This window comes from Deinococcus sp. (assembly GCF_025362455.1).
In the GTDB taxonomy this organism is placed as follows: Bacteria; Deinococcota; Deinococci; order Deinococcales; family Deinococcaceae; genus Deinococcus.
In genome coordinates this window covers 1-12,496 of the sequence record NZ_JANYGJ010000116.1, presented here as the reverse complement: position 1 = coordinate 12,496, position 12,496 = coordinate 1, and the positions used below count along the sequence as shown (strand labels likewise).

General features: G+C 65.0%; 17 protein-coding genes and 1 pseudogene. 7 read left to right on the top strand and 11 right to left on the bottom strand.

What is annotated here, in order from left to right:
- Window positions 1-171: 171 nt before the first annotated feature.
- The 9 genes from Q0R23_RS09280 to Q0R23_RS09240 form a co-directional block, all read right to left on the bottom strand.
- Window positions 172-633, bottom strand: coding sequence for a GNAT family N-acetyltransferase (locus Q0R23_RS09280; protein WP_293912365.1), 462 nt, complete (start codon window positions 631-633; stop codon window positions 172-174).
- Between the two features lie 294 nt (window positions 634-927).
- On the bottom strand, window positions 928-1,407 hold the full coding sequence (locus Q0R23_RS09275; protein ID WP_293912363.1) for a GNAT family N-acetyltransferase: 480 nt from the start codon (window positions 1,405-1,407) through the stop codon (window positions 928-930).
- A gap of 66 nt (window positions 1,408-1,473) precedes the next feature.
- A complete protein-coding gene (locus Q0R23_RS09270) occupies window positions 1,474-1,947 on the bottom strand; it encodes an HIT domain-containing protein (RefSeq protein ID WP_293912360.1) in 474 nt (157 codons plus the stop codon).
- A gap of 16 nt (window positions 1,948-1,963) precedes the next feature.
- On the bottom strand, window positions 1,964-2,287 hold the full coding sequence (locus Q0R23_RS09265; protein WP_293912357.1) for a hypothetical protein: 324 nt from the start codon (window positions 2,285-2,287) through the stop codon (window positions 1,964-1,966).
- A 44-nt stretch (window positions 2,288-2,331) separates the two neighbouring features.
- Window positions 2,332-3,741, bottom strand: coding sequence for an argininosuccinate lyase (gene argH, locus Q0R23_RS09260; RefSeq protein WP_293912354.1), 1,410 nt, complete (start codon window positions 3,739-3,741; stop codon window positions 2,332-2,334).
- Window positions 3,738-4,244 (bottom strand): GNAT family N-acetyltransferase, encoded by a 507-nt coding sequence (locus Q0R23_RS09255; protein WP_293912352.1) that lies wholly within the window; start codon window positions 4,242-4,244, stop codon window positions 3,738-3,740. Before Q0R23_RS09255 ends, argH begins: the two co-directional genes overlap by 4 nt.
- Window positions 4,241-4,720, bottom strand: coding sequence for a GNAT family N-acetyltransferase (locus Q0R23_RS09250; RefSeq protein ID WP_293912351.1), 480 nt, complete (start codon window positions 4,718-4,720; stop codon window positions 4,241-4,243). Before Q0R23_RS09250 ends, Q0R23_RS09255 begins: the two co-directional genes overlap by 4 nt.
- Window positions 4,720-5,172 (bottom strand): DinB family protein, encoded by a 453-nt coding sequence (locus Q0R23_RS09245; RefSeq protein ID WP_293912350.1) that lies wholly within the window; start codon window positions 5,170-5,172, stop codon window positions 4,720-4,722. The genes Q0R23_RS09250 and Q0R23_RS09245 overlap by 1 nt, the downstream gene beginning before the upstream one ends.
- Window positions 5,169-6,434 carry an argininosuccinate synthase gene (locus Q0R23_RS09240; protein ID WP_293912349.1) on the bottom strand — a complete coding sequence of 422 codons (1,266 nt, stop codon included), beginning with the start codon at window positions 6,432-6,434 and terminating at the stop codon, window positions 5,169-5,171. The genes Q0R23_RS09245 and Q0R23_RS09240 overlap by 4 nt, the downstream gene beginning before the upstream one ends.
- A 456-nt stretch (window positions 6,435-6,890) precedes the next feature.
- Between Q0R23_RS09240 and Q0R23_RS09235 the strand changes: the two genes are divergently transcribed.
- Window positions 6,891-7,064, top strand: coding sequence for a hypothetical protein (locus tag Q0R23_RS09235; RefSeq protein WP_293912347.1), 174 nt, complete (start codon window positions 6,891-6,893; stop codon window positions 7,062-7,064).
- A 16-nt stretch (window positions 7,065-7,080) separates the two neighbouring features.
- The gene (locus Q0R23_RS09230; RefSeq protein WP_293912345.1) at window positions 7,081-7,428 is read left to right on the top strand and encodes a LiaF domain-containing protein; all 348 of its coding nucleotides are present in this window, start codon (window positions 7,081-7,083) and stop codon (window positions 7,426-7,428) included.
- Here Q0R23_RS09230 and Q0R23_RS09225 read toward each other — a convergent pair.
- Both Q0R23_RS09225 and Q0R23_RS09220 read right to left on the bottom strand, forming a co-directional pair.
- A complete protein-coding gene (locus tag Q0R23_RS09225; protein WP_293912342.1) occupies window positions 7,421-8,572 on the bottom strand; it encodes an aminotransferase class I/II-fold pyridoxal phosphate-dependent enzyme in 1,152 nt (383 codons plus the stop codon). The genes Q0R23_RS09230 and Q0R23_RS09225 overlap by 8 nt on opposite strands.
- Before the next feature lie 87 nt (window positions 8,573-8,659).
- On the bottom strand, window positions 8,660-9,151 hold the full coding sequence (locus Q0R23_RS09220; protein ID WP_293912340.1) for a hypothetical protein: 492 nt from the start codon (window positions 9,149-9,151) through the stop codon (window positions 8,660-8,662).
- Window positions 9,152-9,348: 197 nt separating this feature from the next.
- On the opposite strand from Q0R23_RS09220, the gene Q0R23_RS09215 reads away from it, so the two are divergent.
- The 5 genes and pseudogenes from Q0R23_RS09215 to carB form a co-directional block, all read left to right on the top strand.
- Window positions 9,349-9,816 (top strand): hypothetical protein, encoded by a 468-nt coding sequence (locus Q0R23_RS09215; RefSeq protein WP_293912338.1) that lies wholly within the window; start codon window positions 9,349-9,351, stop codon window positions 9,814-9,816.
- A 191-nt stretch (window positions 9,817-10,007) separates the two neighbouring features.
- A complete protein-coding gene (locus Q0R23_RS09210) occupies window positions 10,008-10,505 on the top strand; it encodes a BglII/BstYI family type II restriction endonuclease (protein WP_293912336.1) in 498 nt (165 codons plus the stop codon).
- Entirely contained in the window at window positions 10,447-10,800 is a 354-nt protein-coding gene (locus Q0R23_RS09205; protein WP_293912334.1) for a BglII/BstYI family type II restriction endonuclease, read from the top strand. The genes Q0R23_RS09210 and Q0R23_RS09205 overlap by 59 nt, the downstream gene beginning before the upstream one ends.
- Window positions 10,793-11,500: an MT-A70 family methyltransferase gene (locus Q0R23_RS09200; protein ID WP_293912332.1), complete on the top strand. Its 708-nt coding sequence runs from the start codon at window positions 10,793-10,795 to the stop codon at window positions 11,498-11,500. Before Q0R23_RS09205 ends, Q0R23_RS09200 begins: the two co-directional genes overlap by 8 nt.
- A gap of 78 nt (window positions 11,501-11,578) precedes the next feature.
- Window positions 11,579-12,496 (top strand): annotated as a pseudogene (carB, locus tag Q0R23_RS09195) (carbamoyl phosphate synthase large subunit); the annotation flags it as partial.

Here is a 12,496-nt window from a genome sequence, read left to right as displayed (position 1 = left end):
CGACTCCAGGGAGAGGGTCACACTTCACCGCCTGAGTTCAACCGCTTTAGAGCAGATGTCATAAAAAGGGTCTTTTTATGACCGAGCGGAGCGAGTAGTGTTGACTGAGCAGGACGCAGAATGGAGGCGCGGGGAGGCTGTTTTCCCCGTGGCGTAATTCGGAGTACTGCTCTACGTCAGCTTGCGCATCCAGGTGGTGCCGCCGGGACGGCTGCCCGACGCCCGGAAGTGCGCCACCTGCGGGGCGTCGGGCACGTCGCCCATGACCACGGCCAGCGGCACCTGCTCGAAGTCGAAGCTCGACCAGTCGCCGCCCGTCGAGAACATGTACAGCGCACTGTCGCCGTGCTCGCGGGCATGCTCCACCGCGCTGGCGACCAGTTGCCGCCCCAGCCCCTGCCCCCGCGCCGAGGGGATGACCGCCGCCCCGCGCAGCAGCGACGCCGCCTCGCCGTGCTCCAGCCCGATGGCGCCCACCGGCTGACCATCCTGTTCCAGCAGCCAGTAGGTCGTGCCGACCACCATTACCGCGTCGGGGGTGAGTCCGGCGTCCTGCATCACCTTGACCACGGCGGCGTAATCGTTGGGGGTCGCGGCGCGGAGCTGGCCTTGGGTGCTCGTCGATTGGGTCATGTGGGTTCCTCCTGGGAATAAAAATGGCGTCTGAAGTGTCAGTATTCAACATGTCTGGGTTCAGCATGTCTGGGTTCAGCATGTCTGGGAGAGGGCGGGGCAGTGGCGAGGGAATCAGGGCCAGCGAACGGGCTGTGGAATGCACATAGTCTGCATCCTGACGCGCCCAGCCGTCTAGGACTTGACGTCTATGCCCGGATGTGGCACGTCCAGATGGGTCAGGCCCAGAGGTGTCAGGCCCAGATGGGACCGACGCAAACGTGGGCAACGCAGGTGTGGGCAGGGTCAATTTCGTCACAGGGCCTTCCTCCACGCCACTTCGCTGTGAATCCAGCCCCGGCACTCGCCGCTTCGCACCTGGGGCGTGCCGGGCAGCGCGGCGCTGAGGTCAGCCACCGGCACTTCCTCGAAGCCCAGGCGACTCCAGAATGGCCCGGCGCCCGTGCTGAACAAAAACGTCTGGGTGTCGCCGCGCAGGCTGGCGTAGGTCAGGGCGCTCATCGCCAGCGCCCGGCCCAGCCCACGCCGCCGCACCGAGGGCAACACGCTGACCGAGCGCAGCAGCGAGGCGCCCTCGCCGTGCTCCAGGCCGATGCAGCCTGCCGCAGCGCCGTTCAGATCGGCGATCCAGTAGGTGCAGCCCTCCAGCGTGGCGGTAATGTTGCCCCGCTCGCTGCTCAGGCCCACGCTCAGAATCAGGTCGTGGATGGTGCCCAGGTCGCCGGGTCCGGCCTGGCGGATGCTGAGGTGGTGCAGGTCGGTATCCTGGGTCATGGCGCGGCCTTTTTCATGGCGTGGCCTTTTTCATGGCGTGGCCTCTCTTCATGGCGTGGCCTCTCTTCATGGCGCGGCCTCCTGTGAGCGGGCGACGTGTTTGAGAAACCATCTCAGCCCCACGCCCGCCGCCGTATCGGCATTCCAGCGCGGAATGACGTGCAGATGGACGTGCGGGACGTGTTGGCCCCCAGCCGGGAACACATTCCAGCCGATGGTGTAGCCGTCCGGTGAGACGGTGGCGTCAAGGTGGGCTCTGACCTCGGCCAGCAGCGCGTGGGTGGCACTGGCCTCAGCGGGCGTCAGGTCGAAGACGGTGGCGCAGGGGCGGCGCGTGACGATGATGCCGGAGTGCGGCAGGCCGTCCGAGAAGCGCGAATCCAGGCTATAGACGCAATGGTCGTTCTGAAGCGTGAATTCATGCTCCAGCAACCGCTCATGACGTAATGGATTCGTCTCCGGGTCAGCCGCCCAGTGCGCCCACTCCTGCTGACGCTGGTGCAGGAGCGTGTCGTCGAGCACGACCTGGAGGCTCAGCACAACCAGCCCCGAGGGTCTATTTGCCGGGCAACACCGCCAAAGCAGCGCCCAGCACACCCAGCACCACACCCCAGAACCCCAGTGGAAGCCAGAAAAAATCGTGTTTGTTGACCAGACGTACCTGCTCGCCCGTCGCCGGATCGACCAACACCCGGCCAGGATCCTCGCCCAGACGGCGATCCAGGTGCCACAGACCGTAGCCCACACCAGCGGCGATGAGCAGGCCCAGCACGACATGCACTGGGCGCGAGCCGCGCGACACGTTCGCTTCCAGAAGAAAGATTAGTAGTGCCGCTAATGGCACCAACCAGCCCCAACCCCGCCAGACGAGAAAAAACATGAGTGCAGTGTACTTTACCCTTCACATCAGGAATGATGCTTGCCTCAATCATCTAGCTCACCCTTCGCCGCCGCGATCTGCTCGCGCACGCGCTCCGGGGCGGTGCCGCCGTAGCTCAGGCGCCCGGCCACGCTGGCTTCCACCGTCAGCTCCGCCGCCACACGGGCGCTCAGCAGCGGGTGCGCGGCGCTCATTTCCGCGTCGGTCAGTTCCCAGAGCTGGCGCTCCGAACGGCTGGCCAGGCCCACCAAGCCGCCGACGACCTCGTGCGCCTCGCGAAACGGCACCCCGGCGCGGGCCAGGAAATCGGCCAGATCGGTGGCGGTGCTGTAGCCCCGTGCGGCGGCTGTGCGGGTGGCCTCGGCGTGCCAGACGGTCTCCGGCAACATCTCGGTATATAAGCGCAGCACCATGCTCACGGTGTCGTAGCTGTCGAAGACGCCCTCCTTGTCTTCCTGAAGGTCCTTGTTGTAGGCCAGCGGCGTGCCCTTCACGACGGTCAGCAGGCCCATCAGGTTGCCGAAGACGCGCCCGGCCTTGCCGCGAGCCAACTCGGCCACGTCGGGGTTTTTCTTCTGCGGCATGATGCTGCTGCCGGTGGTGTGCGAGTCGGGCATACTCAGAAAGCCGAACTCGAAAGTGGAATACAGGATCAGTTCCTCCGAGAGCCGCGACAGGTGGGCGCCCAGGATGGCGCAGGCCCCCAGGAATTCCAGCGCGAAATCCCGGCTGCCCACCCCGTCGAGCGAGTTGGCCGTGGGGCGGGCGAATCCCAGAGCAGCCGCTGTCGCGTGCCGGTCTATCGGCCAGGGCGTTCCGGCCAGCGCGGAGCTGCCCAGCGGGGATTCGTCCATGCGCGTCGCGGCGTCACGGAAGCGGCCCTCATCGCGCTCCAGCATCGCCACGTAGGCCATGAACCAGTGAGACAGGAGTATCGGCTGGGCCACCTGCAAGTGCGTGTAGCCGGGCAGAATGACCGCCTCTCCCCCGTCCGAACTCAGGTGCTTCTCGGCCTCGCTGAGCATCACCGCCCGCAGCGCTCTGGTTTTCTCGGCCAGATCGAGCGCGGCCTCCTTGGTGAACAGCCGGAAGTCCACGGCCACCTGATCGTTGCGGCTGCGGGCCGTGTGCAGCTTGCCCGCCACCGGCCCGATGCGGTCTCGCAGGGTCGCCTCGATGTTCATGTGAACGTCCTCGCGGTCGAGTCTCCACTCGAAGCTTCCGGCGCGGATGTCGGCCAGAACGGTGTGCAACCCGGCGCTGATCTGCTCGACCTCGCCCGAATCCAGAATGCCAACCTGCCCCAGCATCGCCACATGCGCCAGCGAGCCGCGAATGTCCTGCTCGGCCAGGCGCTGATCGAAGCCCACCGAGGCGTTGAAGAGTTCGGCCAGGGGCGCGGTGGACTGACTGAAGCGTCCGCCCCAGAGTTTTTTATCGGTGGTCCTGGTCATGGCGTGGCCTCCTGAAGACTGAGCTGGACGGGGTTGACCAGCACCACCGGCAGCGGACTGCCCGGACTGCGAAACGGATACTCGGCCTGCGGGTCGGTCACATAGCCCAGGCGCTCATAAAACGGCACTGCGTCAGGGTTGTACGGCGAGACGGCCAGCAGCACCCGGCTGAACCCATGCTGGGCCGCGTGAGCCTCGACGGAGCGCACCAGCCGACTGCCCAGGCCCTGACCCCGCGCCGAGGCCGCCACCACCAGTTTGCTGAGGGTCAGCGTGCGTGCATTGGCGGGCCGGAAACCCACGCCAGCGACCAGCTCGTGTCCGTCGTCCATCGGGCGGCGCAACACGTAGCCGCCGGAGCCCGCCAGCGCCAGCGAATCCTGTAAGGCCTCCAGGGTCGTGCGCGTCCACGAGCTGCGCGGGTCCATGCCAGCGGCCAGCATCAGCGCCAGAAATTCCGGCAGGGCGCGGCGGGAGAGCGGCAACTGGGGAAGGTCGCTCACGAGGCCGTTCCCAGCGTCAGCCGCATCTCGTTGGTCGGCCCGAAGCCCAGGCGCTCGTAGGTGCGCCGCCCAGCGTCGGAGGCGTGGAGGGTAACGTGATCTACCCCCAGCGCCCGGCACTCGGCCAGCAGCAGCTCGATCAGGAGTCCGGCCAGCCCCTGCCCCCGCCCGTCCGGCGCCACGTAGACGTTGAGGACATAGGCCCGCAGCGTGCTCAGCGTGCGTGGACTGGGTGGCAGCGATTGCCACAGCACGCCCGCGCCGCCGATGACCCGGCCTCCGACCTCGGCCAGCACGCCGGAGTACTCGCCGCTCTCCAGATGGTCCCGGAGCCACTGCACACTGGCGGCGTGCGCCAGCGGCACCCGGCCCTGTGGGTCGCCCATCTCGGTGAACATGGCGTCGCGCTGAGATTGGATGGTCTCGGCGTCGGCAGGCGTGGCCGGGCGGAGGGTGAGGGCGGCGGGCCGTTCCATCACGCCCGCGTCCGCTCCCAGACTTGCCCCAGGTGGTGCAACTGGTGCCGGGTGTAGTCGCTTGCCACGAAGGCGAGCGTGACGCTCTCGCCGCCGCCGATGCTGAGGGTGTGCCCGCGCTGCTCCGGGGTCAGGTTGTCGATGATGTGCGCCAGTTGCGTCTGGTACGCCGCCCAGAGGGCCACCAACTCGCTCCAGGGCCGGTGCTGGTAATCGCCCACTTCGGCCCACAGGTTCTGGTCGTAGCCGGGCAGGCTCAGGCCCGACTGCTGACCGGCCAGCACGAAACGGGCGTGGTTGTTGGCGCCGGAGTCGATCAGGTGGCCCAGAATCTGCTTGGCGCTCCAGATTGCCGGGTCGGGTTGCCGGGCGGCCTGGGTTTCATTGATGGCCCGCAGGCGCGGCAGAGCGGCCTGCACCACGTCGAGCAACCTGAGGAGTGAACCGGTCATGAGCGGACCGACTCCAGCGGCTCTTTCGCCCTCGCCGCCACCCGCGCCTGCACCCGCATCCGCAGCGAGTTCAGCTTGATGAAGGCCCCAGCGTCGTGCTGGTTGTAATCGCCGCCCGCCTCGAACGACACCAGATCCTTGTCGTACAAGCTGGCCGGAGCCTTGCGCCCCACCACCGTCGCGTTGCCCCTGTACAGCTTGATGCGCGCCGTGCCGGTGACGCTCCGGGCCACGTGGTCGAAGTAGACCTGGAGGGCCTCGCGCTCCGGGGCGAACCAGAAGCCGTTGTAGACCAGTTCGGCGTATTTGGGCGCCAGAGCGTCGCGCTGGTGCAGCACCTCGCGGTCCAGCGTCAGGCTCTCGACGGCGCGGCGGGCCTGATAGAGCAGGGTGCCGCCGGGGGTCTCGTAGACGCCGCGCGACTTCATACCCACGAAACGGTTTTCCACCAGGTCCAGGCGGCCCACGCCGTGCTTGCCCGCCAGCTCGTTGGCCTTTGTGAGCAGCGCGGCAGGTGAGAGCTTCTGGCCGTCGATGCGAACCGGATCGCCCGCCTCGAACTCGATCTCGACGTATTCGGGCTCACTCGGCGCCAACTGAGGGTCCACGGTCAGCTTGAACATGTGGGCGGGCGGCTCGGTCCAGGGGTCTTCGAGGACGCCGCCCTCATAGCTGATGTGCAGCAGGTTGGCGTCGGTGCTCCAGGGGTCTTTCTCGGTGGTGGGCACCGGGATGCCGTGCTCCAGCGCGAAGGCTTCGAGGTCGGCGCGGCCCTGGAACGCCCAGTCGCGCCAGGGCGCCACCGTCACGATGTCGGGCTGGAGGGCGTAGGCCGTCATCTCGAAACGGACCTGATCGTTGCCCTTGCCGGTGGCGCCGTGTGAGACGGCCACTGCGCCTTCCTTCTGGGCGATTTCGACCATCTTTTTGGCGATGAGTGGCCGGGCAATCGAGGTACCCAGCAGGTAATAGCCCTCGTACAGCGCGGCGGAGCGGAACATCGGGAACACGTAGTCGCGCACGAACTCCTCGCGCAGATCCAGGGCGTAGGCGGCCACGGCGCCGGTACTGAGCGCCTTGAGGCGGGCCTCCTCCACCTCGTCGCCCTGGCCCAGATCGGCGGTGAAACACACCACGTCGTAGTGCCGCTCGGTCTGAAGCCACTTGAGGATGATGCTGGTATCGAGCCCGCCGGAGTAGGCCAGCACGATTTTGGGGCGGGGTTGAGTGGAGTCGGGTTGAGCAGGGTCGGGTTGAGTCATGTCGGTATTCTCCCAGAGTGGGGGCAGCCGGAGTGAGGTAAGCCGGGACGCTATGAATTCGGGGCGAGACAGCAGAGCACCCGGCGCGGCGCACCCGGCCTCTCCACGGAAAAAACACGTCGAACAGAGGGCCGGGCCTTCAGCGTCGGGTGGTCGGGGTCGTCATCTTCTGTGTATGGTTATACGCCGGTCGCGCATAGCTATGCAAGAGGTCCGCTCGTCTGGTTCGCCGTCACCTCCGCCATCATCAGGTGCTGACCACCACTGCCAGGCCGCCTGATAACCTCCAGATCACTCAACCAGGTCACTCAACGTCTCCCGGCCATCCGCTTCCCTGCAAGGACGTGACCATGCCCAAGACCCGCCCCGCCCGACTGCTGGCCCCTGCTGTGCCCGACCCTGCTGTGTCTGAGTCCCGCTGCCCTGGCACAGACCGCCGCGCCGACGTACACCAGCGTGAACATCACCCTCAAGCAGAGCATGGGTGAATTGACACTGAGCCCCAGCGACAAGACCTCGCCGGTCATGGGTGCGCGCAACCCCCTAGTCAAAAACGGCGTGGCGTATATCGGCGCCTCGAAGGTGTCGGGCGACTGGGCGCTGAGCCTGAGCGCTGAGCCTGAGCGCTGAGCTGCCGATCAGCCTGATGCTGGAGCGGACCAGTGGCGACGCCAGCCTGGACCTGCGGACCCTCAAGCTCACGACGTTGAACATCGTTCAGAACATGGGCGACCTCGACGTGATGCTGCCTGCGGGCAACCTGAGTTTTACGCTGAGGCAGACGTCGGGCAATATCAGCATTCGGCTTCCGGCCAACGTGGGCATCAGCGTGGAAGCCCGGCGCTACGCCAGCGGTACGTTGATGATCGGCGGCAAGACGGTGGCCGAGGGCCTGTCCGTGCAGGGCACCTACCAGAGTGCGAACTACGACTCGGCGCCCTACAAGGTCAGACTGACGGTGGACAAGTCGATGGGTGATCTGACCGTCAAGTAGCACCCAGATACGCCTCCAGCCGCCGCAGCGCTTCCTCGATCTCGGCCTCCGATTTGCAAAAGGCGAAGCGCAGCACGCCCGCCGGGGCTGGGCAGGTCCGGTAAAAGGCGCTCAGCGGAATGGTCGCCACGCCGCCCTCCGTGAGCAGGCGTTCGCCGTCCATGCCGGGCAGCCGGGCGGTCAGGAAGTAGGTGCCCGCAGGCCGGAAGACCCCGAAGCCCAGCTCACTCAGTCCGGAGGCCAGCCGCCGCATCCGGGCGCCGTAGCTCCGGCGCAGTTCATCGTAAAAGCCGTTGCCAGCCGCCGCCACCAGCGCCTGGGCCACCGCCGCCTGAAGCGGGGCCGGGGCGCAGAAGGTCGTCCACTGGTGCAGCCCCGCCACGCTGGGCGCCAGGCCGGGCGGGGTCAGTATCCAGCCGACGCGCCAGCCGGTGGCGTCCAGGCGCTTGCCCGCGCTGCCCACCGTAAAGGTGCGCTCCGGGGCCAGGCTCCGCAGCGGCGCGGGGGGCGAATGCGTGCCATGCCGCTCATAGTACAGCTCGTCGTATACCTCGTCGGCGATGAGCCACAGGTCATGCTGGCGGGCCAGCTCGGCGACCCAACCCAGCTCGAAGGCGGTGAGAATGAGCCCGGTAGGATTGTGCGGCGTGTTGACGATGATCGCCCGCGTGCGCGGCGTGATGGCACTGCGCAGCGCCTCCAGATCCAGGCTCCAGCCGCCCTGATCCAGCCGCAGCGCCGCACCCACGAACCTCGCCCCGGCCAGCTCGGCCTGCGGCGCGTAGATGTCGAAGACCGGCTCGAAGGCGATCACCTCGTCGCGCTCGTCTCCGGCACGCGGACCGTAGAGCGACTGGGCCAGCACCAGCATCGCCTCGGTGGCGCCGCAGGTAATCAGCACGTCGGTAGGGTCGGCGCCCAGGCTGTGGCCCACCGCCTCGCGCAGCGAACTCAGCCCAATCGGCGCGGTGTACTGGTCCTGGGTGCCCACCGCCTGCCGGGCGGCCTCCAGCAAAAAGGCGGGCGGCGCACCGCTCGGAAAGCCCTGGCCCAGATTGACCGCGCCGTGCTGGGCGGCCAGGCGACTGATGCGGGCAAAGACACTCTCGGCAGACAGGGCGGTGCGCGGGTGAAGGGTGGGCACGCCCGTCAGTCTGCCGCAGATTCGGCGAAAAGCAACAACCCCCACCGGGCAGGCGGGGGCGCGAGCGAGCTTGAGTTCGGCAACAGCTCAATTCAGCTTATAGTTCAGACCCAGACGGGCGCCGATGCCGAAACTGAAGGCCCGGACATTGACGCCGAGTGTGCTGCCGACCGCGAAGGCTGGACCAGCGTTGAGTTCGCCGAAAATACTGATCGGCGAGGCGGCCAGGTTGTATTTGGCGCCCACCAGACCGTGCGGATACAGCGCGACGTAGTTGACTCCGCCCAGGCCCAGGCCCGCGTCCAGCCCGAAGCCGTAGTAGGGATTGAGGTCGTTGAGCCCGGCCACTGAGCCGAAGTTCTTGAGGTAGTCGGCGCCGACGCCCAGCGTGAGGGTGTTGAAGTTAAACCCCACCGCCGTCAGATTGAGCCCGAAGCGCAGCGCCGCGTCTTTGGCGGTGTCGTACTGGTAATGGGCGGTCAGGCCGGAGCCGACGGAGCCGCCGACGTAACTGGCAGCCGAGGCAGAGGAGGCGCAGAGGGCGAGGGCGGTCAGGCTGAGCAAAGTCTTGGTCTTCATGTGGGAAGTATAAGTTAACGGTCCCCAAACTTGCGCTTAGAAAACCTGATCGAGTCACTTATTCTTTCTGAATGGTCGGCTTCTTTCTGAATGGTCGGCAGCGTGCCTGCGCCGCACGACCCGCACGACTGTGCGAATCTGAGTGACCTTCACATCCAGCGCCGCCGAAATGACCGTAAGGTAGGTTAATGAAAAACATGACGCTGATCCTCCTGGTGCTGGCCGCCGGTTCCGTGAGCGCCAAGATGACGCCCCAGCAGCAGACGTATTTCAATTTGCTCAAGGGCAAGATGCTCAGCACCGTTGACAGCGTGGGCGCGGGCGGCGTTCGCAGCGGCGAGACGACCGTGGCCGCAGGCGTCAAGGTCACCTTGCCGGGCATGGGCGAGATGGGTATGCCCGAAGTCAGCTCCAAGCAGGCGCTGCACCTGTGCTCGGACGGCTCCTACATCCGCAGCACCGAGGACAACGCCATGGGCATCAAGAGTGCGGGCCGCGAAACAGGCACCTGGGCCATCGGTAAGGCCAGCAGCGCCAGCTTTGCGCTGATGCTCACCAGGAAGGGCAGCCAGGCCGCCAAAGCTTCGAGCGTCAGCTTCGACGGCGAGCGCACCATGATGGACGATTTGCGCTGGTACAGGTTGAAAAGCTCAGCGTGTAAGTGAGCGAAGGAGTGTGAAGGTGACCAGCGAGGGGGAGGCTGGTCGCTTTTTAATGCTGGGCGCGTACCCATTGCCGCGATCTGGAAGGCGCATCGCCAGGGAACGGCTGAAATGAGGGCGGGAGCTCACACCTGAAGCCCACACACAACGGGGTTTAGGTAGACTAGACGTATGGCCGCCTGGAGCACTGTTCTGTGACTGATTACAATCGACTGACCGATGCCATCCTTGAGGAAGATTCGGCAGTCAAAAAACGGCTTGCCAATGTGCATGTGCTCAAAAACGAGGAGCTGGCCGATTACGTTCCCGCCGAGCTTCTGGGACGGTACGAAGTCTACAGTTTCCGTCATGCCGCCGAAATCCTGAGCACGACCTGCAAGCTGGAATTTGGTGAACTATTAACCGCACTTAGGGACTTTCAGATCACCGTCGCTGATATTCGCAAACCCGGCGGCAACGAGTCGGACATTCCGAAAAAAATGAGTGATTTGCTCCGTCCACTGGGCTGGAAGGAGACAAGAGTACAAGGAGACCTGCTGGTGCGCCGGATGGCCCGGACCGGCAAGGCGAAAGACGAGCAGACGGAAGATGCTTATACGTTGCCCAACTTCATTGACGGCCACAACATCGACTATGTTAAAAACCGCGTGGCTTTCGACATGGAATGGAACAGCGAAGGACCAGACCTTTGACCGCGACCTGTATGCCATGAGCGCCTTTGCACAAACCGGTGTGATCAGTGCGGGCGTACTGCTCACCCGTAGCGCTGAGCTGACACCGATTTTCGCACAACTGGGCAACGATGACCGGGGCAAGCCGATCCGCTCCAAGTACGGCGCGAGCACGACCTGGATGGGAAAATTGCTGTACCGACTGGAGGCGGGCAGGAACGGATCGTGTCCCATTCTAGCTATCGGTATCCGCCCCGCCGTGATCGTGGATCTCGGTTCATATTTGGCCGACCTGGCGGAGGTGGACCATGACTGATGCACCATCATTCGACCTGTCACCAGCCGAGGATTTCCTGGCCCGCTGCGGTGAGACGGCTTTCAGGACCGTGTTGGCCGACCCACCCTGGCAGTTCCAGAACCGTACCGGCAAGATGGCCCCCGAACATCACCGTCTGGCCCGCTACAGCACACTCCACCTCGACGAAATCAAGGCCCTTCCCGTCGCGCAGGTCACCGCCGAAACGGCTCACCTGTACCTCTGGGTGCCCAATGCCCTGCTGATCGAAGGCATTGAGGTATTGCACGCCTGGGGATTTGAATACAAGACCAATCTGGTCTGGCACAAGGTCCGCAAAGACGGCGGGCCGGATGGACGCGGCGTGGGCTTTTATTTTCGTAATACGACTGAACTGATCTTATTTGGAGTGAAAGGTAAAAATGCTCGTACCCTGGCCGCCGGACGACGACAGGTGAACATCTTACGGACCCAGAAACGGGAGCACTCACGCAAACCCGACGAGATGTACGAACTGGTCGAATCATGTAGTCCTGGTCCGTATCTGGAGATGTTCGCCCGTGGCACGCGGCCAGGGTGGACCGCCTGGGGTGACCAGGCCGAAGCGTATCAGCCAGATTGGGCAACCTACTCCAACCACTCGCAAGCTGGCAAAAATGAGTCGGACGCACAAGCCGGTGACCGGCAACCCTACCTCATCGACATGATCGGCGCCGACTGAACCAGCTCCCCCACCCTGCATAACCATACAAGCCCCTCACCCCTCCCCTCAGCATTCGTGACATACTCACTTTTTGAAATGCCCAAGCGCACTGACTTACACACCATCCTGATCCTCGGCAGCGGTCCTATTCAGATCGGGCAGGCTGCCGAGTTCGATTACAGCGGCACGCAGGCTCTCAAGGCCCTCAAGGCGGAGGGCTACCGCGTGGTGCTGGTCAACAGCAACCCGGCGACCATCATGACCGACCCGGACTTATCGGACGCCACCTACTTAGAGCCGCTGACGCCTGAATTCGTGGAGAAGGTGATCGCCTTAGAGAAGCCCGACGCCCTGCTGCCCACCCTGGGCGGTCAGACCGCGCTGAACCTGGCGATGGAGCTGCACGAGCGGGGAGTTTTAGAGAAATACGGCGTCGAGCTGATCGGCGCGGGCGTGGAGGCCATCCGCAAAGGCGAGGACCGCGAGCTGTTCCAGGCGGCCATGACCAAGATCGGCATCGAGACGGCCAAAGGCAAGATGGTCCACAGTCTGGACGAGGCCATTGAATACCAGAAGGAACTCGGCCTGCCCGTGGTGATCCGGCCCAGCTTCACGCTCGGCGGCACGGGCGGCGGCATCGCGCACAGCTACGAGGACTTTCTGGACATCACGGCGGGCGGCCTGCGCGACAGCCCGGTGACGAGCGTGCTGCTGGAAGAATCCATCCTGGGCTGGAAGGAATACGAGCTGGAGGTGATGCGCGATACCGCCGACACGGTGATTATCATCACGGGCATCGAGAACTTCGACCCGATGGGCGTGCATACCGGCGACAGCATCACGGTGGCACCCGCCCAGACGCTCAGCGACGTGGAATATCAGCGGCTGCGCGACATGTCGCTGGCGATCATCAGAGAAATCGGGGTGGCGACGGGCGGCAGCAACATCCAGTTCGCGGTGAACCCGGACAACGGGCGCGTGATCGTGATCGAGATGAACCCGCGCGTGAGCCGC

What these genes read in the sequence shown, in the direction of transcription:
- Q0R23_RS09265 (WP_293912357.1), bottom strand. Translation starts at nt 2,287, where the DNA reads ATGTTTTTTCTCGTCTGGCGGGGTTGGGGCTGGTTGGTGCCATTAGCG.
- Q0R23_RS09280 (WP_293912365.1), bottom strand. Translation starts at nt 633, where the DNA reads ATGACCCAATCGACGAGCACCCAAGGCCAGCTCCGCGCCGCGACCCCC.
- Q0R23_RS09215 (WP_293912338.1), top strand. Translation starts at nt 9,349, where the DNA reads ATGACGCTGATCCTCCTGGTGCTGGCCGCCGGTTCCGTGAGCGCCAAG.
- argH (WP_293912354.1), bottom strand. Translation starts at nt 3,741, where the DNA reads ATGACCAGGACCACCGATAAAAAACTCTGGGGCGGACGCTTCAGTCAG.
- Q0R23_RS09205 (WP_293912334.1), top strand. Translation starts at nt 10,447, where the DNA reads ATGTTAAAAACCGCGTGGCTTTCGACATGGAATGGAACAGCGAAGGAC.
- Q0R23_RS09200 (WP_293912332.1), top strand. Translation starts at nt 10,793, where the DNA reads ATGACTGATGCACCATCATTCGACCTGTCACCAGCCGAGGATTTCCTG.
- Q0R23_RS09250 (WP_293912351.1), bottom strand. Translation starts at nt 4,720, where the DNA reads ATGGAACGGCCCGCCGCCCTCACCCTCCGCCCGGCCACGCCTGCCGAC.
- Q0R23_RS09240 (WP_293912349.1), bottom strand. Translation starts at nt 6,434, where the DNA reads ATGACTCAACCCGACCCTGCTCAACCCGACTCCACTCAACCCCGCCCC.
- Q0R23_RS09275 (WP_293912363.1), bottom strand. Translation starts at nt 1,407, where the DNA reads ATGACCCAGGATACCGACCTGCACCACCTCAGCATCCGCCAGGCCGGA.
- Q0R23_RS09220 (WP_293912340.1), bottom strand. Translation starts at nt 9,151, where the DNA reads ATGAAGACCAAGACTTTGCTCAGCCTGACCGCCCTCGCCCTCTGCGCC.
- Q0R23_RS09245 (WP_293912350.1), bottom strand. Translation starts at nt 5,172, where the DNA reads ATGACCGGTTCACTCCTCAGGTTGCTCGACGTGGTGCAGGCCGCTCTG.
- Q0R23_RS09230 (WP_293912345.1), top strand. Translation starts at nt 7,081, where the DNA reads ATGCTGGAGCGGACCAGTGGCGACGCCAGCCTGGACCTGCGGACCCTC.